Consider the following 20,444-nt stretch of genomic DNA (forward strand, 5'->3'; position numbering starts at 1 on the left):
TGATAGAACCCGATGAAATACCAATCTCTGTTATCCCCGATTTTAAACTTCCTGCACTGTGAAACCCCGGATGGATGGATCGAAGCGGCCCGTCGCCCGGAAAACCTGCCACTGTTGCTGACCGACCACCTGGTATGCGAGCTAAAAGCGGCGCAGACCGGCATGTGGCTGATCCGCCGCTATGTGGCCGATAAAGAGAGTGGCGATGCCCTGTTGGCGCTGCTGAGGCCCTATGAGGCGTTTGTGCACGAGGCGCAGGAAGTACCAGAAGAGCTGTTCCGTCAGAGCGCGTTTACCAGGAAGATCCTGCCGAAGAATGGCTCGGCCTATGGCCAGGATCTGGTCGACAAAATGGTGTTGTTGATCAAAGAAGAGCTGCATCACTTCTCGCAGGTGCTGGAGATCATGCAGGCTCGACAGATCCCTTATAGAAAGATCACCGCCAGCCGCTATGCCAAAAGCATGATCCGCGAGGTGCGCACTCACGATCCGGCCACTCTGATCGATAAGCTGATCTGCGGCGCGTATATCGAGGCCCGCTCCTGCGAACGCTTCGCCAAGCTGGCCCCGTTCCTGGACGATGAGCTGAACCGGTTTTACGTCTCGCTGCTGCGTTCCGAAGCCCGCCATTACCAGGATTACCTGACGCTGGCAGAGCAGATTGCCGGGGGCGATATCAGCGAACGCGTGGCGTTTTTTGGCCAGTTGGAGGCGGAACTGATCCGCTCACCGGACACCGAGTTCCGCTTCCACAGCGGCGTACCGGTGGCGTAAAATTTCACGATCCGGCCTTTCTCATCTAGAGGCAAGGCCGGTCAGGTTACTGTCGGAAATCGGAGTACAACTGCTGGCCACGGTAGCCAATGCGTTGTGAGAGCTCCAGGGCGGTATCAGAGATCATTTGCCCCAATGCGGCGATTTTTTCGGGTTGCTGGTTAATTTTGTTAAACAGGCTGGCGACGCTGATAGCGGCGTAAACCTTACCCCGAAAGTTATAGACTGGAGCGGCAAGGCAGAACACCTCGGCATTATGTTCCCGATCGTCAATGGCATAACCCTGCTGGCGTGCCTGATTTAAAATCGCGAAAAATTTCGCTTCATCGGTCACGGTATACGGCGTGATGGCCTGCAACCCGCCGGTGCGGGCCAGAATGGTTTTTACCTCATCGTCAGGTAAGGTTGCCAGGATCGCTTTACCCAGGCCGGTACAGTACAGCGGGTTGTTCGAACCAATTCTGGCGGAGGTTCTGACGGAGTTGGGGCTTTCCACTTTATCGAAATAAACCAACTCATCGTTATTGAGCAACGCCAGAAACACGGTTTCCCCCGCGATTTCGGCGAGCTTTTCCAGCATCGCATGCGCGACGTTGTGGAAAGGCGTTTGCTCCAGGTAACAAGCCCCTGTCTGGAACAGTTTTACGCCCAGCTTAAACGACTTCTGCTTTTCGTTGGCTTGCTCCAGATAACCTTTATCGAGCAGGGTGTAGAGAATATCAAAGGTAGTGCTCTTGGGGATGCCCAGTTGCTTGCTGATTTCGGTAATGGTCAGTTCGTTTTTGCTTGCTGCGACCAACTCCAGCATATCCAACGCCCGGGCAACCGAACGATTTATCTTTTCAGACACGGGCTTACCTCACCGTTATTGTTATAGCTGGCAGTATAACGAGGTAGCGAGGGTGAATACAGATCTGCTAAATAATAACCAAGCTACGGCTGTTCACCGTAGCTTGTCTGTCCTGATGTCAGGACCGTTTTCCCTCATGAAACGCCTGGATAAAGGCTTGTGCCTGTTGGGTGATTGCTGCCCAGTTGCCTGCCTCAATCCATTGTTTATTAGTCAGTGCGCTCCCCACACCCATCGCAAACGCACCGGCCTTGGCAAATGCGCGGGTGTTTTCAAGCGTAATCCCGCCAACCGGGATCATGGATAGGTTATCCAACGGCCCTAACACCTCTTTCATATAATCAACGCCGAGGCTATTGGCTGGGAACAGTTTTAACAAATCTACCCCCAGGCGGCAGGCCTGCAATATCTCCGAGGGTGTCATCACCGCAGGGATCATCAGGCGTTGCTTTTCGTGCACCATCATCACCACATCGGGGTTGAAGTCGGGGGAAAGGACAAAATCGGCACCGGCGTCCAGCACCAGCTGTGCCATTACCGGATTTAATACCGTCCCCGCGCCTACACACATTCTGTCTCCCATCTCCTGCTTAAGCGCGCTGATGCTTTCCAGGTGCCGGGTCGAGTTACAAGTGACCTCAATGACTCGGATGCCGCCGTCGTACAGTGCATTGGCAAGGGGGATTATGCCCTCGGGCGCGACGCCGCGAACGATGGCAATCATGCCGGTTTCTTCTATGGCGCGAATCACGCGTTGTTTAATCATGGATAACCTCTTGGGAAATATCAGGGAGCGGGCTCCCTGATGACATCAATCCGTTACGGTCACCGGTTCTTTGACGATGAACCAATAACACAGTGCAGCGCAGGCTGCGATAATTCCACCGCTGACAAATGCCAAGGTGTATGAGCCAGTGACATCGGCAATTAACCCGGTCACTAGCGGTGATAACGATCCGGCAAAATAGCCCCCGAAGTTCTGGATGCTGCCAACCGAGGCCACCATGGACGCCGGGGCGACGTCGCCAGGTAATGCCCAGCCAGTAGCCGAAAGCGAGGAGAGCAGCGCCATGGCAATCACCAGCAAGGTCAGGGTGGCGGCCAGGCTATCTACCATTGGCACCGCAATAACAGCGACGCCAGCCAGCAGTGCCGAGACACTGATGGTGACACGCTTGGCTTTTAAGGATTCGGTGAAAATCTGTTTATCAACCAGCCATTTGGAGATGTAACCACCGGCAATGGCGCCGACAATCCCACCGAAATAAGGAATACTGGCGTAGATACCCAACTCTTTAAATTGGATGTTTTGGGTTTTCATTAAATAGAGCGGTAAGAATGTAGTGAAAATATTCATCATCCACACATAACAGAACCAACCTAAAATCATTCCCCAGATACAGCGATATTTAAAAAGACCGCCCCAGCTGATTTTTTCAGCGTCACCCGTCAGTTTTTGTGCTGTGCCGCCACCGCCTTCTTTAATATAGTCCAGCTCTTCTTTGGTAATGTTAGGGTGCTGCTCTGGCTGATGATAGGCGAAGATGAAAAACACGACGAAAATAAAACCTATTGCCCCAGCAATATAAAATAGCGCACGCCAACCGAATGGCACAATGATAGCGACCAGGATCGGCGGAGCGATGGCTGGCCCCCATTTGGACGCTGCATCCCAGAATCCGGTTGCCAACGCACGTTCACTTTTTGGGAACCATGAAGCGGTAATTTTCGCCGCTCCCGGCCAGCATGGGGCTTCGGTTATCCCCAACAGTCCACGGGCAAAAATCAGTGTCACCATACTGCTACAAGCACCGGTTAGCATGGTAGCACCGCTCCATAAGCCGACAGCCCAGCCGTACACTTTTTTCGGGCCGAAGCGGTCAACCAGCCAACCAGCAGGAAGTTGGCAAAGCGCGTAGATCAGCGCAAAGACTGAGCCCAGCAATCCGATATCCGTATTCGATAATTCAAGTTCTTTCATCATATCGGGCGCAGCAATAGAGAGGCTGGCACGATCGAGGTAGTTGACAATACCGCCAATCAATAAGAGGAATACAACAAACCAGCGCTTATTTCCTCGTTTTTTTGTTATGACTTTTTCATTAACGATGGTGTTCATAATCAGACCTTTTAATTTTGTGTAGGATACAAAGGAATTAAATAATCTGTCGGTGGTGAGCCAGGGCAAATAATCCAGAACTGGAAAGTGAACGATCTACCGATGCCAGGGTAACTTTCCCGTTAAACCACGGGTCATTTTCAATGAGAGTAGCGAAAGCGAATTTAAGCGTGTCTTTGCCGCATACCACGACGTGAGTATCCGGGGTAACCGTAAAGGCCTCGCTATTTTTGACCGCCTGCAGGTCATCTTGTAGCACGGCTCCTAACAAGACATTGGCTTTCTGGTTGAGCGTAAGTTGGCTGAACATATCCAGAACGCGCACAGAAAAACAGGTGCGGGACAAGCCCGTTTGCCGGCATTGGTTCGCACCTTGCAGCAAGGCTGGGGCTTCAATCTCCTGAGCGAATTGCCGATCCAGGGAGTTGGCCAGGATCGTATGCCGGGTAATCACGTCCAGCAGTTCACCACCGAGTGTCGTGACACAACCTTCGATGCGGTCCTGCGCATCTATCTTGACGAATTTAGAGTGTGAACCCGGCAGCACAATCAGCGCCGGGCCGTGGATGTCCAGGCTGGCGAGTACACCGATAGCTTCCGTCTCTTCGCCACGCATCATGTCCATCTGCTCGGCATTACCCAGCGTGACGGCAGAATCATGATTGCGAACTCCTGGTACAAACCAGATGGGTTCCTCGGCGATTTCTGGCAGATTGGCGCAGACCATGCCTTGAGCCAGTTCGCCAAGCCCGGCAGGCGCCAACAAATGCGGAATTTCACATAATCCCACGTTGGAGGTGATCATACCCGATGATAGGTAAACCACGCGTTCAGCAGCCGGTATCGTGGCCAGATTTTTGGCTTCCTGAACGGCTTCGCGTACGCCATTCATCAGCGTTGCCGTACTGCCAGAGATGGCGGTATCGCGTACGCCGATGGGGCGTGCCGCTTCAGCTAACAGCCGTTGGTCCTGCCAGGCACATACCCTGGTGTTGGTTGTGCCGGTATCGATAGTGATTATATACATGTCATTCTCGTTATTATTATCAGCGTAGGGTGCGGAGTGTATTAGCAATAGCGCTGGCGCCGGTTATCGCTAACAGATCTATTTGCTGCTCATCGGAAATTATTCGCTGTGGGCTATCTATTTTTAACTGCTGTCGAATAATGTGCTGGTAAATCTCACAACGTCTCGCATGGCCGATTAAAAATATCTCGCCATGGAAATTAAACCCCTGGTGTTGGGCATTAATAAAAACGTTGATATCGTCACCTGCCATGGCGCTTTCAAGGAAGAGTTTGCGCTGCGGCGCTGTGGTCGGAAACGCGAATTGTAAGAATCGGCTCATCAATATTGTGCGTAATAAACCGCTCTCCTGCACGGACTGGCAGGCAGCATCAATAATCTGTGGCTCTATTTTTGCCTGCGCTTCTTCTTCTGGCGTGGTGGCAACACTGGCTGCGACAAAGGTCTGCTTCAGGATTGCTGCATACACCTGGCCGCTTAAGGAGGTAATACTGCCGGCAATTTTCCCCTGTTGATTAATCGAAATCAATTTTGTGGTGGAACCCAGCTCGATCAGGATACAGGGGAGCTTGGGCTGATAACCCAACAGCAACCCGACAGCCTGAGTCTCTTCACCTCGCATCAGATCAATGCCGCTGAGATTTTCCCATGAGGGAGTCGTCTGGTTGCGAACGCCAGGGATCAGCATGACGGGAATATCCAACGCCAGGAGCTCATTGGCAGCAAATGGCACAGTATGCTGTGCCAATTCGTCAATCCCGACCGGTGCAACCAGATGGGGAACCTCATGCAAACCCAGGTTTGACGTGATCATGCCTGAGGCAATAATAAAGGTGATATCCTGCTGAGCCTTGCCGTTTCTTGCCAACAATTCCGTTACGCCACGCACCATCTCCTGACGTAATAGATTATTATTTCCATGAGTGACGGTGGAGTTTACCCCTTCGTCGATCGTGATCTTGTCAATAATCTTACTATCGGCGAATGCCAGCAGATAAATACGTGTCGTGGACGAACCTGAATCAATGACAATAAACATGCTCACTCCTTTAAATAGCGCTGCTGAGGCTGATGTTTTTCATTAAAGGCTACGTTGTAAAATATCACGCAGGGTGTCGGCATCCGGCACTCGTGGATTATTCTCCAGCACCACTTTCATGGTGGTTTGCACGTTATTGATAATCCAGTCGAAGTGTTCTTCTTTCACCCCCAGTTCAGTCAAGGAAGGGAGCATATTGACTGATGACAGCAATGACGTGACGGCCTGTACGCTGCTGTAAGCGGCTTGTTCAAGGGACATATCGCGAGTATCCACACCCATGGCATAGGCAATGGCGGCAAATTTTTCGGGGGCGGCCGACCAGGTGTATTCCATAAAAGCAGGATAAACCGCGGCGATCCCTTCTGCATGAACGACGTCAAGCAGCCCGCCCATTGGGTGTTGCAGAGCATGTGGCAGCGCCGTACCGGCACAGTCGATCGCCATTCCGGCAAGCGTACTCGCCACGCAAACCTGCTCCCATGCCGCCAAATCGGTCACATCGGCATACACGCGTGGCAGGTTCTGTGTCAGCAGGGTAATCGCACGCAGCGAGAGCATTTCACTGACTGGGTGCGCATTCCGGGAGATAAATGACTCCAGGGCATGGAACAAGACGTCGGCACCCGGCCCGGCGATCACGCGTTTTGGCAGAGTGAGCATCAGTTCGGGGTCAACAATCGAGGCGACCGGGTAGATTAACGGGTTAACCAAGCCTTTTTTATCATGGGTTTCCGGGTTGGTGAACACGGCGGTACGGTTAGCCTCGCTGCCTGTGCCTGCCGTGGTCGGCACCAGGATATTTGGCAGTGCGTTCTGTGCCTGGGCTTTGCCAAACACATAATCCCAGATGCTGCCTGGATTGCAGGCACAAAACGCGATGCCTTTGGCCATATCCATTGCGCTGCCACCACCAATACCAATCACCAGATCGCATTGCTCCTGGCGTGCCATTTCAGCACCGGCTTCCACCAGTGTGGAAAGCGGGTTTTGCATAAATTTGTCATAGACGGCAAATGCCACCCCGGCGGCAGCCAGGGTTTCCTGTGCCCGAGCGAGTAGGCCCGTGGACTTGGTGTTATCAGAAACGACCAACAGTGCTTTCTTCCCGTACTGTTGAGCGATGCTACCAAGCAGAGCAAATTTGCCAGGGCCAACGTGAAGTTTTACAGGGTTGTTGAAGATAAAACTGTTCATTAGTTATCCTTTATTGTCCGCATATTCGAATCGTGTTCGCATTTGTGATTATATTGGCCGTGTTTCATCCTGCGTTCAACCCTTTTTGCTGGATTAATGAGCGCAATCACATTTTTTCTGGTTGTTGGCGAATTAGGGGGAGGTAAACAGGGGGGGATTTTTTAACGTGATTTGCAGCAATGGTTAGCTGACAGCAAGCCAACATCGGCTTGCTGTCTATTTGGGCTATTCACCCAATATCAAATCCACCGCCTTCTCGGCCAGCATAATGGTGGGTGCATTGGTGTTGCCGCTGGTGACCTGCGGCATCACCGAACAGTCGACCACCCGCAGGCGTTCAAAGCCATGCACTCTTAGCTGCAAGTCAGTCACCGAGTTCTCCGTATTTTGCCCCATACGGCAACTGCCCACCGGGTGATAGACGGTCTTGCAGAAGTTACGCACAAACTCCTCCATCTGCGCCTCATCGTTCACCCACGCTGGTTGTGGCATCAGCAGATCTTTAATCAGCGGCTTGAGAGAGGTGGTTTCCAGGAAGCGCAGGCCAAATTTCACCGCGCGAATGCTGCCCGCGATATCGTCTGGATGACCAAGGTAGTTGGCCTGGAGCTTGACCGGATCGGCAGGGTTGCGGCTACGTAGCTGCACCTGACCGCGCGCTTTGGGTTGCAGATAGCCGACCTTGAGCGACATGCCGTGGATCGCCGGTAGCGGTTCGCCGGGCACGTCGTCCCAACTGTCCAGTATCGGCAGGAAATGCACCTGTACGTCTGGCCTGCCATTGCCCAGGGAGTCTGCAAAGGCGGCACCCTCTAGTACGTTAGAGGTCAAGACGCCGCTGCGAAATGCCAGCCACTCGGCACCGTGGCGCAGCGCCTGCAAGCCCCGATCGGCGCCGAACAGGCTGACAGGTTCACGGGTACTGACGTTAATCGACATATGCAGGTGATCGTGGAAGTTTTTGCCCACCGGCAGATCGGCCAGCGGCGTAATACCCAACTGCTCCAGATGTTCGCGCGGACCAATGCCGGACAGCATCAGGATCTTCGGTGAGCCAATCGCCCCGGCGCTGAGGATCACTTCCTGGCTGGCGTGGGCGACGATCTCATTGCCACCGTTCAGGCTGTAGACCACTCCAGTTGCCACGTTGTTTTCGAACGTGACGCGATGCACCAGCGCGTTGAGTTTCACCACTAGCCGCGAGTTATCGCGCACGGCTTGCAGATAGGTGCGGGAGGTGCTGGCGCGTTCTCCATTGTGGGTGGTGGTTTGGTAGAACCCTACGCCGTGTTGGCTAGCGCCATTAAAGTCGTTGCGATAGGGCAGGTCCAACTCCTGGCCCGCGCGGATAAATGCCATGCTGAGTGGATGGCGATAACGGTTCTCGCTGACGGGCAACAACCCTTCGGTGCCGTGATATTCATCCGCCAGGCTTTCATTGGCTTCGGCGCGTTTAAAATAGGGCAGTACGTCCTGATAGCTCCAGCCGGTACAGCCATACTGTTGCGCCCAGCCGTCGTAATCCTGCGGTTGGCCACGCAGATAGATCATCCCGTTGACCGAGCTACTGCCACCCAGCACCTTGCCCTGGGCGATTTGCATGCGGCGGTTATTGGCGTGCGGCTCTGGCTCGGTTTCATACGGCCAGCTTTTTTTGGCGATGATCTTGGCGACCCCGGCGGGCATTTTGATAAACAGATTATTGTCGTCGCCACCGGCTTCCAGCAGCAGGATGCGGGCCTGGGTACGGAGGATGAGTTGGGCTGCCAGCACGCAACCCGCCGAGCCTGCGCCAACAATGATGTAATCGAAGTTATTTTCTGACATGACCGTTCCCTGTGCGTGATGGTTGGAGACTGTCATGGCAGAGTAACTCAGAGGAAGGGTAGGTCAATTTACGATCGTTAATTTATTAACGAATATCACAATAAATTTACATTACAGAACTGAGAATCAGTTTAACTGTTTGAAATATAAAGTTACCGTGTGAATTTTTGAATAATGTTGATGTTAATAATTTTTGTGTGAGTGATGTGTTCTCTCCCTCACCCCAACCCTCTCCCCAAGGAGAGGGAGCCGATAGGCGCAGTTGTCAGGTAAAGAAGTTAATTGGTAACAGGGGGGATATCGAGGGTGTATACCGTTAATTAAGTTGTGGCACATTCGGTCCCCTCTCCCTGTGGGAGAGATACCGTCTTGTCGGCTATCCGGCAAGCGGTATTTCCGCATTAAATGTCTTTCCTGATTTCACCACACCATAGGCCAGTTGCAGCAGTTTTCGCATCGCCGCACACACTCTCTCTTTGCCCGATTTCCCACGCAACTTCAGCCTTTCTGTTAAGTCTTTAACCACAACATTGTATTGGCTTGCCACCACCGCGGGCATGTATAACGCGCTTCGTAGCTCACCGTGTCCCACTTTCGATAACCGGCTTTTCCCTTTAAACATCCCCGACTCACATCGCTGTGGATTCAGTCCTGCGTACGCTACCAGGGCCTTGCTGCTGGTGAACCGACGCAGGTTTCCTGCGAAGGCCAGCAGGCTGGAGCTCAGCATCTCTCCCACTCCAGGGATACTTTTTAGCAACTCGCTGTCCCGTTTCAGGTCAGGGTTATCATCGATGTGCTGACTGATTTTCTTCTTCGTTTCTCGTATCAGTTCATCCAACGTGGCGATGTGCTCATTGAGTGAAGGGACGATGACTGCTTCGGCCACCTCCAGGCGATTTTCTTCCATCTGACGCATCTCTTCCAGGTTCTTAAGATGCCTGACCAACGCGGTCAACTGGCGTTCGCTCAACGGGGCTGGGAACCACGGGTCAGGCTGATGCAGTGCGCAGTAGCGGGCTATCATCGCTGCATCGCTTTTGTCCGTTTTGTTCCGGGCCAGTTCTGTATTGCCGAAGGAATGGATACACGCCGGGTTCATCAGACTGACGTGGTAGTTGTTGTCTGCCAGATAAGTGGCCAGTTCCGTACTGTAGCTCCCGGTGGCTTCCATACAGACATGACAGTCGCCAAAGCGGCTCAACCAGGCTGCGAACTCGCGGCATCCAGAAGGGGTATTGGCAAACTTTTTGGTTTTATACTTCTGATTGTCCAGCAGTACGGCGACATCAAATTTGTGTTTGGCGATATCAACGCCGACAGGGGTTCTACGCATTATGGCACTCCATAACCATGTCTGAAATTTATCGCCGGACCATCCTTATATGTGGGTGCTCATAGGCACAGGATACCGTTCGGTCTAGAAGGCGACAGGGAAATAGACAGCCGGGGCACAATCTCTCCCACGGGCTCATAGGCACTAGGGTTAGGGGGAGCTCACCGGCTATCTCCCGATGATCAGTCGGGGATCTTCTCCGCTAAGGCGGAGAAGATCAAGACATAAGGGTTAGGGTGAGGGGCCATTGCGGCGGTTAAAGCGCCTTCAGCATGGTGACTTCGCAGTCGCCGTGGCCGGTATTGCCCATGGCATAGCCGATATGCTCAAAACCAAGATGTTCATACAGACCGATCGCCTGCTGCAACGTGGCGGTCGTTTCCAGATAACAACGGCCGAACCCCTGCTGGCGGGCAAACTCCAGCGCCTGCAGCGCCAGGCGTTTTGCCAAACCTTTGCCACGCAGCACCGGCAGGAAATACATTTTCTGTAATTCGCAAACGTCGATCTCACCGCCCTGCAGCGGCGCAACGCCACCACCACCGGCAATCTGACCGTCTATCTCCACCACCCAGTAGGCACTGCGCGGTTGGCTATAGAGTTGGTATAAAGCGTCCAGATTGGGATCGGAAACGGTATAGCCTTTATCCGCCGTCAGGCCATGCTCGGCGGAGACTTCGCGAATGACGTGAGCAATAGCGGCATTATCGTCGGCCGTGATTGGGCGCACCAGAAGGCGCACTGGGGTGGCTGTTGTCATGTTTACACTCACCATCAAAGGGAACCTGAGGGGACCCGGAATTTCGTTGTTATTACGGAATGCACCGCATCAATAATACTTTGTAATAACACTTAAGCCTGGCTCTTGGCAATGCCGATAAAAAAACAGCGGGGAAAAATCACCCGCTGTTTTTGATCGGTAGTTTGCAGAATTACAGTGCGGCGATAGTCGCCTGCTGTTCCTGCAGCTTCAGCTTACCTTCTTTGCAGGCTGCCAGACGCTCACGCTCTTTGGCCACGACCGCTTCCGGTGCGCGAGCCACAAAGCCTTCGTTGGACAGCTTGCCTTCGATAGACGCAATCTCACCATCCAGCTTGCCCATCTCTTTCGACAGACGCGCGATTTCCGCATCCTTGTCGATAAAGCCTGCCATCGGGATCAGCAGTTCGGCACCGTCCACCAGCTTGGTGACTGAAACCGGGCCTTTCTCGCCTGCAGGCAGCAGGGTGATCGAGCTCAGGCGTGCCAGACGTTCGATAAAGCTCTGGTTTTCCTGCACACGACGTTGGGCATCACCATTGGCGTTACGCAGCAGCACTTCCAGCTGTTTGCTTGGCGCGATGTTCATCTCGGCGCGGATGTTACGCACCGCGATGATTGCCTGCTTGATCCACTCCAGATCGTTCAATGCCTGCTGGTCTTCCAGCGCGGCGTCGAAGGTCGGGAACGGCTGCAGCATGATGGTATCTGCGGTTTCACCGGTCAGAGGCTTAACACGCTGCCAGATGGTTTCGGTGATAAATGGAATGATTGGGTGCGCCAGGCGCAGCAATGCTTCCAGCACGGTGATCAGCGTATTACGTGTGCCACGCTGTTCCGCTTCGCTGCCGTTGATCACGACCGGTTTGGTCAATTCCAGATACCAGTCGCAGAACTGGTTCCAGGTGAATTCGTACAGGATGCCCGCCGCGATATCGAAGCGATAGGTGTCCAGCGCCTCGCGGTAGGCTTTCACCGTGCGGTTGAATTCGGCCAGGATCCAGCGATCGGCCAGCGACAGCTGCATTTCGCCACCGTTGAAGCCGCAGTCGTGCGCTTCGGTGTTCATCAGCACAAAGCGGCTGGCGTTCCACAGCTTGTTACAGAAGTTGCGGTAGCCTTCCAGGCGCTTCATATCCCAGTTGATGTCACGACCAGTAGAGGCCAGTGCTGCCAGGGTAAAGCGCAGGGCGTCGGTGCCGTGCGGTTCGATACCGTTCGGGAACTGCTTCTCGGTGCGCTTGCGGATTTTCTCTGCCAGCTGCGGCTGCATCATGTTGCCGGTACGTTTCTCCAGCAGGTCTTCCAGCGAGATACCGTCAACCATATCCAGCGGATCGATGACGTTACCCTTCGACTTGGACATCTTCTGCCCTTCGTCGTCGCGGATCAGGCCGGTCATGTATACGGTCTTGAATGGAACCTGCGGTTTGCCGTTTTCATCTTTGACGAAGTGCATGGTCAGCATGATCATGCGGGCAATCCAGAAGAAGATGATGTCGAAGCCGCTGACCAGCACGCTGGTCGGGTGGAAGGTCTTCAGATCTGGAGTCTGCTCTGGCCAACCCAGGGTCGAGAAGGTCCACAGGCCGGAGGAGAACCAGGTGTCCAGCACGTCTTCATCCTGGTTCAGCGCCACGTCGGCACCCAGGTTGTTTTCGCGGCGCACTTCTTCTTCGGTGCGGCCAACGTAGACTTTGCCTTCGGCGTCGTACCAGGCCGGGATGCGGTGGCCCCACCACAGCTGACGGGAGATACACCAGTCCTGGATATCGCGCATCCAGCTGAAGTACATGTTTTCGTACTGCTTAGGCACGAACTGGATCTCACCTTGCTCAACCGCTTCCACCGCGACTTTCGCCAGCGGTGCGGTACGCACGTACCATTGGTCGGTCAGCATTGGCTCGATAACCACGCCGCCACGGTCGCCGTAAGGCACGGTCAGATCGTGAGGTTTGATCTCTTCCAGCAGGCCGAGTTCGTCAAAGGCGGCAACCACGGCTTTACGCGCAGCAAAGCGCTCCAGGCCACGGAACTGCGCTGGCAGCTCGCCGCTGTAGGCGGTGCTGGTTTCGCCCAGGGTGTCGAACACCTCGGCCACTTCGAGGATGTCACCGTCGAAGCTCAGGATGTTGATCATCGGCAGGCCGTGACGCTTACCCACCTCATAGTCGTTGAAGTCGTGCGCCGGGGTGATTTTCACGCAGCCGGTGCCTTTCTCCATATCGGCGTGCTCGTCACCCACGATGCGGATGCGGCGGCCCACCAATGGCAGAATGATCTCTTTGCCAATCAGATCCTTGTAGCGTGGATCTTCCGGGTTTACCGCTACGCCGGTATCACCCAGCACGGTTTCCGGACGGGTGGTGGCAACCACCAGGTAGTCTTTGCCTTCCGCCGTTTTTGCCCCATCGGCCAGCGGATAGCGCAGGTGCCACATGGAACCTTTGGACTCGCGGTTTTCCACTTCCAGATCGGAGATGGCGGTGCGCAGTTTGGGATCCCAGTTCACCAGGCGTTTGCCACGGTAGATCAGGTCTTCTTTGTACAGGCGGACAAACACTTCTTTAACCGCGTTGGACAGGCCTTCATCCATGGTGAAGCGCTCGCGCTCCCAATCCACGGAGTTGCCCAGACGGCGCATCTGGCGGGTGATGGTGCCGCCGGACTCGTCCTTCCACTGCCAGATTTTGTCGATAAACGCATCGCGGCCATAATCATGGCGAGTTTTATTTTCTTCTGCGGCGATCTTGCGCTCAACCACCATCTGGGTCGCGATACCGGCATGGTCGGTACCGGCTTGCCACAGGGTATTTTTACCCTGCATGCGCTGGTAGCGGGTCATGGTGTCCATGATGGTCTGCTGGAACGCGTGGCCCATATGCAGGCTGCCGGTAACGTTCGGCGGCGGGATCATGATGCAGAAACTTTCCTGGCTGGTATCGCCATTCGGTTTGAAATAGCCCTGGCTTTCCCAGTGATCGTACAGCTTCTGTTCGATCTGGGTTGGGTCATAGGCGGTATCGAGATCGGTGTTGGTCTTTTCCATTTTTATTTCAAGGTTCAGTTAGTTGGCGGCGTGGCCGTGGTCAAATGGAAGCCGACGCTGCGATAGGCTTTGTAACGTTCGCGCGCCAACTGTTTCAAGGTGTCTTCGTAAGGGACGAAGTCTACCACTTCATGGAAAGCAGTAGCAAAATCTGCAAACTGCGGCAGCAGGGCGATCAGCAGATCGCGCGGGGCATTGCCGCGTTTACCTGGCCAGCACAGCTCGACCGGGGCGCCAAAGTTTGGCCCTTCGCCTGCCAGGTTGTGCGGTACAAATTGGTGTGGCTCACGTTGCCACAGGGCTTCGTCCAGCCGCTGGGCCTGCTCCTGGCTTTCACAGGCGATCAGCACCCGCTTGCCAGCGCGCCATCTTTCGGCGGCAACGGCACAGGCCACAGCCTCGTGTGCACTGAGCGCACCAGCGGGTTCTGCGTGTTCAAGAAGGTAGAACGTTGCCTGTTTCATGATTCAATTCACCGTGGCCAAAAAATGTAAGGGCACAGCGTGCTGTGCCCTCGGTGATTATACCTGAATTACCGCGCGGATTTAATCGTCGCCGTTTAGACCAGCACGATTGAGCAGGAACTGCGCCAGCAGGGCTACCGGGCGGCCAGTGGCCCCTTTGGCTTTGCCGGAGCGCCAGGCGGTACCTGCGATGTCCAGGTGCGCCCAGCTGTACTTGCGGGTAAAGCGTGAAAGGAAGCACGCGGCGGTGATGGCACCACCTGGGCGGCCGCCGATGTTGGCCATATCCGCAAAGTTGGAATCCAACTGCTCGTAATACTCATCGCTCATCGGCAAGCGCCACGCACGGTCACCCGATTGCTCGGAAGCGCCGATCAGCTCGTGAGCCAGCGGGTTGTGGTTCGACATCAAGCCGGTGATGTGGTGGCCCAATGCGATCACGCAGGCACCGGTCAGGGTGGCGATATCAATCACCAGCTCTGGCTCGAAGCGTTCCACATAGGTGAGGGTATCGCATAGCACCAGGCGGCCTTCGGCGTCGGTGTTCAGCACTTCTACCGTCTGGCCCGACATGGTGGTCAGCACATCACCTGGGCGATAGGCACGTCCACCCGGCATGTTTTCACAGCCAGCCAGCACGCCGATCACGTTCAGCGGCAGGTTCAGTTCTGCTACCACACGCATGACGCCGTACACGGTTGCAGCACCGCACATGTCGTATTTCATCTCGTCCATGCCGTCGGCCGGTTTGATCGAGATGCCGCCGGAGTCGAAGGTCAGCCCTTTACCTACCAGCACGATCGGCTTAGCGTCCGGGTTAGGATTTCCCTTATATTCCATCACCGACATCAGTGATTCATTTTGCGAACCGGCACCGACCGCCAGATAGGCGTTCATCCCCAGCTCTTTCATCTGCTGTTCGCCGATGACGCGGGTGGTGATATGGGTGCTGAAGGCGTCTGCCAACTGACGAGCCTGTGAGGCCAGATAACCGGCGTTACAGATGTTCGGTGGCATATTGCCGAGATCTTTGGCGGCCTTGATGCCAGAAGCAACGGCCAGGCCGTGCTGGATGGCGCGTTCACCGCTGGTCAGCTCGCGGCGAGTTGGCACGTTGAACACCATTTTACGCAGCGGGCGACGCGGCTCCACCTTATTGCTCTTCAACTGATCGAAGGTGTAGAGCGTTTCTTTAGCCGTTTCTACCGCTTGGCGCACTTTCCAGTAAGTATTGCGGCCTTTGACGTGCAGTTCGGTCAGGAAGCAGACGGCCTCCATGGAACCGGTGTCGTTAAGGGTATTGATGGTTTTCTGGATCACCTGCTTGTACTGGCGCTCATCGAGCTCGCGCTCTTTGCCACAGCCAATCAGCAAGATGCGTTCGGAGAGAATGTTCGGCACATGGTGCAGCAGTAACGTCTGCCCGACTTTGCCTTCCAGTTCGCCCCGGCGCAGTAGTGCGCTGATATAACCATCACTGATTTTGTCGAGCTGTTCTGCGATAGGTGACAGGCGGCGTGGTTCGAAAACACCTACTACAATACAGGCGCTGCGCTGTTTTTCCGGGCTACCGCTTTTTACACTGAACTCCATGCACTCTCCTGAATCTTAAAGACAACGGCGAAAGCTACGGCTAGAATGACCTACTCCGCCAAGATCTTCCGTCATTGAGTTAACTAACTAGGTTAACCTGAACGGCGTAAACGTTCTGTTTTGGCTACTATAGGTCTGTTCCTATAGGATGACCAAACAGCTTGATGTTCTAATACTATTTTAGCTGTGAAGGTTGCCACATGATGAGAAAAAATGGCGGATTAGCGATGAAACTATCGATTTTCCTGCAAAAAGACAAGTTTTCACAGGCGTAATAAGCGTGATCATCATTAGATATCTGGTACGGGAAACGCTGAAGAGCCAAATTGCCATCCTGTTTATCCTGCTTCTGATCTTCTTTTGTCAGAACCTGGTCAGGGTGTTAGGTGATGCGGTAGACGGCAATATCCCGACAAATTTAGTCTTATCCCTGCTTGCATTGGGTGTGCCGAAGATGGCGCAGCTAATCTTGCCCTTAAGCCTGTTTCTTGGCCTCTTGATGACGCTTGGACGGTTGTATACCGAAAGCGAAATCACCGTTATGCACGCCTGCGGTCTGGGGAAACGAACCCTGATCATTGCCGCTATGGTGTTGGCGATCTTTACCTCGGCAGTGGCTGCGGTAAACGTCTTCTGGGTCGGGCCATGGGCGGCCAGCCATCAGGACGAAGTGATTGCCGAAGCCAAAGCCAACCCCAGCATTGCCGGGCTGGCTGAAGGGCAGTTCCAGCCCTCACAGGATGGTAACGCCGTGCTGTTTGTCGGCAGCGTAAAGGGCAACACTTTCAACGACGTGTTCCTGGCGCAGCTACGCCCGAGCGGCAACCAACGCCCTTCGGTGGTGGTGGCCGAGCATGGGGTGATCAACCAGGGCCGCGATGGATCGCAGGTCGTCACGCTGGACAAGGGCACCCGGTTTGAAGGCACCGCGCTGCTGCGTGATTTCCGCATTACCGACTTCAACGACTATAAAGCGGTTATCGGCCATCAGTCGGTCACTGTCGATAATACCCAGTCTGAGCAGATGTCGATGCGCACGCTGTGGGAATCGAATGAACCGGATGCGCGCGCCGAATTCCACTGGCGTCTGACGCTGGTCGTTTCCGTGGTGCTGATGGCGCTGCTGGTGGTGCCGCTTAGCGTGGTCAACCCGCGCCAAGGCCGTGTGCTGAGCATGTTGCCAGCGATGCTGCTGTATCTGATCTTCTTCCTGCTGCAGACCTCGCTGCGTTCCAATGCCGGTAAGGGCAAGTTGGATCCGCTAGTGTGGATGTGGTTGGTGAACCTGGCGTACTTCGCGATTGCTCTGGCACTTAACCTGTGGGATACCGTGCCGATGCGCAAACTGCGTGCACGCCTGAGAGGAGCGGCCTGATGTTTGGTGTACTGGACCGTTATATCGGTAGAACGATTTTCAACACCATCATGATGACGCTGTTCATGCTGGTTTCGCTTTCCGGCATCATCAAGTTTGTCGATCAGCTGCGTAAAGTCGGGCAGGGTGAATACTCGGCGCTGGGCGCGGGGGTGTATACCCTGCTCAGCGTGCCAAAGGATATTGAGATCTTCTTCCCGATGGCGGCGCTGCTAGGGGCATTGCTCGGTTTGGGCACCCTGGCTACGCGTAGCGAACTGGTGGTGATGCAAGCTTCTGGCTTCACCCGGCTGCAGATTGCTGGGTCGGTGATGAAAACCGCTATTCCGCTGGTATTGCTGACAATGGCAATCGGCGAATGGGTGGCACCGCAGGGCGAACAGATGGCGCGTAACTACCGCGCACAGCAGATGTACGGCGGCTCACTGCTTTCCACCAAGAGCGGCCTGTGGGCGAAGGACGGCAACGACTTTATCTACATCGAACGGGTGGCAGGTGAAAAAGAGCTGGCTGGCGTCAACATTTACCACTTCAACGATCAGCGCCGGTTAGAGACGGTCCGCTATGCCGGTACTGCAGATTTTGAAGACGGCGCGTGGCAGCTTTCGCAGGTGGATACCTCCGATCTGACCAATCCGAATCAGGTCACCAGTACCCAGACGCTAACCGGGGTGTGGAAAACCAACCTGACACCGGACAAGCTGGGCGTGGTGGCGTTGGATCCGGATTCGCTTTCCATCAGCGGCTTGCACAACTATGTGAAGTACCTCAAGCAGAGTGGCCAGGAGGCCAGCCGTTACCAGCTGAATATGTGGAGCAAGATCTTCTCGCCGCTGTCGGTGGCGGTGATGATGCTGATGGCGCTGTCGTTTATCTTTGGCCCGCTGCGTAGCGTGCCAATGGGCGTGCGGGTGGTGATCGGTATCAGCTTCGGCTTCCTGTTCTACGTGCTGGATCAGATCTTTGGCCCGCTGAGCCTGGTGTACAGCATGCCGCCAATTCTGGGGGCGCTGTTGCCAAGCATGTTGTTCCTGTTAATTAGCCTTGTGCTGTTGCTGAAGCGGAAATAGTCAGGCCCAATAGACTGGGCCTGTATGCAAATCAAAGCCGCGATGTGTTAGTCACCGCAGCAGAGGAAAGACGGGTGGGAGAGATCCTACCCGTTTTTCGCTTAGAGTGCAGAGGCGCTAGAAGGGAACAGTGCAAAAGCTTCGCTGCAATCGTAAGGCTCTTCGGATCCATTACGGTTATCCAGCACTTCAAACTCTGCGGCACCGTTGTCCGCGGCTTCCAACAGCAGATCCGCCAGGGATACCGGGCCAGGTCCCATCAGGATCTGGGCATAAGAAGGCGCGGCAGGGATTGTTGCCGAGGCTTTGCTAGCCAACTGTGGTGAGCTGTCAAACACGGTGTTATCGAGCACAATATTTCTTAATGGCAGATCTTGGCCATCAGAGCTGAAGCCGCGTAAGGTGACCCGAACGTTATCTCCGTTATAAATGGAGTCTGGCGTATCCACATAGTGGTAATTTTTGATGGTGACATCTTGAATATCGGGGTAGGCCTGTCCGGTTTTTTTGCTGTAGTAGGTATCTATGGTCAGCGCTTCCTGAGCGCGGCGGATGCAAATACCATCATAGTTGATGTTCCTCACTTCTCCTCCAACGCTCATATCGGTTTTGATACGCACGCCGACGGCAAAGTCAGCATCATGGCCGTCAATGCTCATATCCCGAATTTCCACGTCTTTAACCGCGCAGTCGGTTTCACTGCCGATTGACATGCCATGGGTGAAGTAGAGGCGGTTATGCAGAATTTTGACGTTGCTGACGGTATAAATAGGCAACTGCCCTGCATACTTTTCGGCAATCGGTGGGACACAGGCATTGCTGCTATGGGCTTTGATGGCGATACCGTCATCACCGGTACTGATGTGGTTATAGGCAATCAGGACATTCTGCGATTGGCCAGGATCGATCGCGTCGGTGTTCTTGGTCGTATCCGGGGTAAAGCAGGTGCTTGCTCGGGTATAGTTAGGGGAACCCGATGTCGCAGGGGTTGTCCCTTTAGGGCAATCATAGCCTGGAACCGTATAGGCCAGTGAAGGAGTTAACACCTTCACGCCCCAGACGACCACTCCATTGACCCCACTGGGGACAAAGTGGAATTTGGGCGCATTCTGTAAGGTGATCTTATACAGCGTGAAGTTCTGGCTGGTCGGCTTGGCGGAATTCTTGTTGGTGACCTGAATTAGCCGCGGGTTGTTCTGATTGGCGCCGGAAACGGTTTTGGTTAATGCGCCCACATCCCACCAGGTTAGGATATCGGCATATTTTCCGCTGGTGAGCACTGCTCCCCCCCGTCCGTCGATAATACCTTCGCCAATCACGCCGCTGTTTATCGCATCGGTGGCGGTAATCAATGCGTTACAGCCATTATCGGCACTGGCGGTTTCGCCGCAGTTATTCTTACCGGCAATCTGGTAATCCACTGGGCTACGTGAGGCAAACAGGGTGATCCCTTGATCTACCCAGAGCGTGACGCTACTTTTTAGTGTAAGTGGACCGCTCAAGAACGCATTCTCTTCGTTACTGCCAGCGACCAGTTTAACGGCACCGGTGGTGCAGGCGTCGATCGCGGCTTGAATACGTTGGGTATCGGGTTGGGAATTATTCACGTCAGCATCAATGGCTTCATCCAGTAGCCCTTTGGCATTCTGGTTCAGTTCGGCTGAGAGTGTTTGGCAGACTTCAGGCATTACCGGTTCTTTCCCGGCCAATTCTGGATCGTTAAGGGCTGAGGCTGGCCAGGTACCACTGCGGTCAGCGACAGGTTTCTCAGTTTCGGGGGGAACAACGGGTTTAACTGGCTCAACAGGAGAGGCGATACTACCATCCGAGTTATCACAACCCGTCAGGGCCAGCAGAAAAATCGCCATAGCTGATAATGACTTGATATTTCTTTGCATGATTTATCCCTAATAATGAAACAGTGTTCCGAAATTGGATATTGTCTTGCAAAATACGTTGCCGCA

At 54.3% G+C, this 20,444-nt stretch carries 16 protein-coding genes; 3 read left to right on the top strand and 13 right to left on the bottom strand.

Features of this window, described 5'->3' with window-relative positions; genetic code table 11:
* Positions 1-12: 12 nt before the first annotated feature.
* Positions 13-774 (top strand): tRNA isopentenyl-2-thiomethyl-A-37 hydroxylase MiaE, encoded by a 762-nt coding sequence (gene miaE, locus WN53_RS10990; protein ID WP_021807809.1) that lies wholly within the window; start codon positions 13-15, stop codon positions 772-774.
* Between the two features lie 46 nt (positions 775-820).
* Here miaE and WN53_RS10995 read toward each other — a convergent pair whose 3' ends face one another.
* The 12 genes from WN53_RS10995 to pepA form a co-directional block, all read right to left on the bottom strand.
* Positions 821-1,624 (bottom strand): IclR family transcriptional regulator, encoded by an 804-nt coding sequence (locus WN53_RS10995; RefSeq protein ID WP_024485835.1) that lies wholly within the window; start codon positions 1,622-1,624, stop codon positions 821-823.
* 118 nt (positions 1,625-1,742) lie between these two features.
* Positions 1,743-2,390: a bifunctional 4-hydroxy-2-oxoglutarate aldolase/2-dehydro-3-deoxy-phosphogluconate aldolase gene (locus WN53_RS11000; protein WP_024485834.1), complete on the bottom strand. Its 648-nt coding sequence runs from the start codon at positions 2,388-2,390 to the stop codon at positions 1,743-1,745.
* A gap of 45 nt (positions 2,391-2,435) precedes the next feature.
* A complete protein-coding gene (locus WN53_RS11005) occupies positions 2,436-3,812 on the bottom strand; it encodes an MFS transporter (RefSeq protein WP_235167006.1) in 1,377 nt (458 codons plus the stop codon).
* Positions 3,781-4,770, bottom strand: a complete 990-nt coding sequence (locus tag WN53_RS11010) for a 2-dehydro-3-deoxygalactonokinase (RefSeq protein ID WP_024485832.1) — start codon at positions 4,768-4,770, stop codon at positions 3,781-3,783. Before WN53_RS11010 ends, WN53_RS11005 begins: the two co-directional genes overlap by 32 nt.
* Before the next feature lie 19 nt (positions 4,771-4,789).
* On the bottom strand, positions 4,790-5,809 hold the full coding sequence (locus WN53_RS11015) for a 2-dehydro-3-deoxygalactonokinase (RefSeq protein WP_024485831.1): 1,020 nt from the start codon (positions 5,807-5,809) through the stop codon (positions 4,790-4,792).
* Between the two features lie 42 nt (positions 5,810-5,851).
* A complete protein-coding gene (locus WN53_RS11020; protein WP_024485830.1) occupies positions 5,852-7,006 on the bottom strand; it encodes an iron-containing alcohol dehydrogenase in 1,155 nt (384 codons plus the stop codon).
* Positions 7,007-7,231: 225 nt separating this feature from the next.
* Entirely contained in the window at positions 7,232-8,833 is a 1,602-nt protein-coding gene (locus tag WN53_RS11025; RefSeq protein WP_037412878.1) for a GMC family oxidoreductase, read from the bottom strand.
* A gap of 376 nt (positions 8,834-9,209) precedes the next feature.
* The gene (locus WN53_RS11030; RefSeq protein WP_046807998.1) at positions 9,210-10,169 is read right to left on the bottom strand and encodes an IS110 family RNA-guided transposase; all 960 of its coding nucleotides are present in this window, start codon (positions 10,167-10,169) and stop codon (positions 9,210-9,212) included.
* A 256-nt stretch (positions 10,170-10,425) separates the two neighbouring features.
* Positions 10,426-10,929, bottom strand: a complete 504-nt coding sequence (locus WN53_RS11035; protein WP_024486370.1) for a GNAT family N-acetyltransferase — start codon at positions 10,927-10,929, stop codon at positions 10,426-10,428.
* Positions 10,930-11,101: 172 nt separating this feature from the next.
* On the bottom strand, positions 11,102-13,978 hold the full coding sequence (locus WN53_RS11040; RefSeq protein ID WP_024486369.1) for a valine--tRNA ligase: 2,877 nt from the start codon (positions 13,976-13,978) through the stop codon (positions 11,102-11,104).
* 14 nt (positions 13,979-13,992) lie between these two features.
* Positions 13,993-14,442, bottom strand: a complete 450-nt coding sequence (locus WN53_RS11045) for a DNA polymerase III subunit chi (RefSeq protein WP_021179113.1) — start codon at positions 14,440-14,442, stop codon at positions 13,993-13,995.
* An 81-nt stretch (positions 14,443-14,523) separates the two neighbouring features.
* Positions 14,524-16,035 carry a leucyl aminopeptidase gene (gene pepA, locus WN53_RS11050; RefSeq protein ID WP_024486368.1) on the bottom strand — a complete coding sequence of 504 codons (1,512 nt, stop codon included), beginning with the start codon at positions 16,033-16,035 and terminating at the stop codon, positions 14,524-14,526.
* Between the two features lie 280 nt (positions 16,036-16,315).
* On the opposite strand from pepA, the gene lptF reads away from it, so the two are divergent.
* A complete protein-coding gene (lptF, locus tag WN53_RS11055; RefSeq protein WP_024486367.1) occupies positions 16,316-17,410 on the top strand; it encodes an LPS export ABC transporter permease LptF in 1,095 nt (364 codons plus the stop codon).
* Entirely contained in the window at positions 17,410-18,480 is a 1,071-nt protein-coding gene (lptG, locus tag WN53_RS11060) for an LPS export ABC transporter permease LptG (protein ID WP_024486366.1), read from the top strand. The genes lptF and lptG overlap by 1 nt, the downstream gene beginning before the upstream one ends.
* Before the next feature lie 101 nt (positions 18,481-18,581).
* Here the strand turns inward: lptG and WN53_RS11065 are convergent, their stop codons facing one another.
* Positions 18,582-20,378, bottom strand: a complete 1,797-nt coding sequence (locus WN53_RS11065) for a glycoside hydrolase family 28 protein (RefSeq protein WP_051346379.1) — start codon at positions 20,376-20,378, stop codon at positions 18,582-18,584.
* Positions 20,379-20,444 lie beyond the last annotated feature (66 nt).

This window comes from Serratia fonticola, from assembly GCF_001006005.1.
Taxonomy (GTDB): Bacteria; Pseudomonadota; Gammaproteobacteria; order Enterobacterales; family Enterobacteriaceae; genus Chania; species Chania fonticola.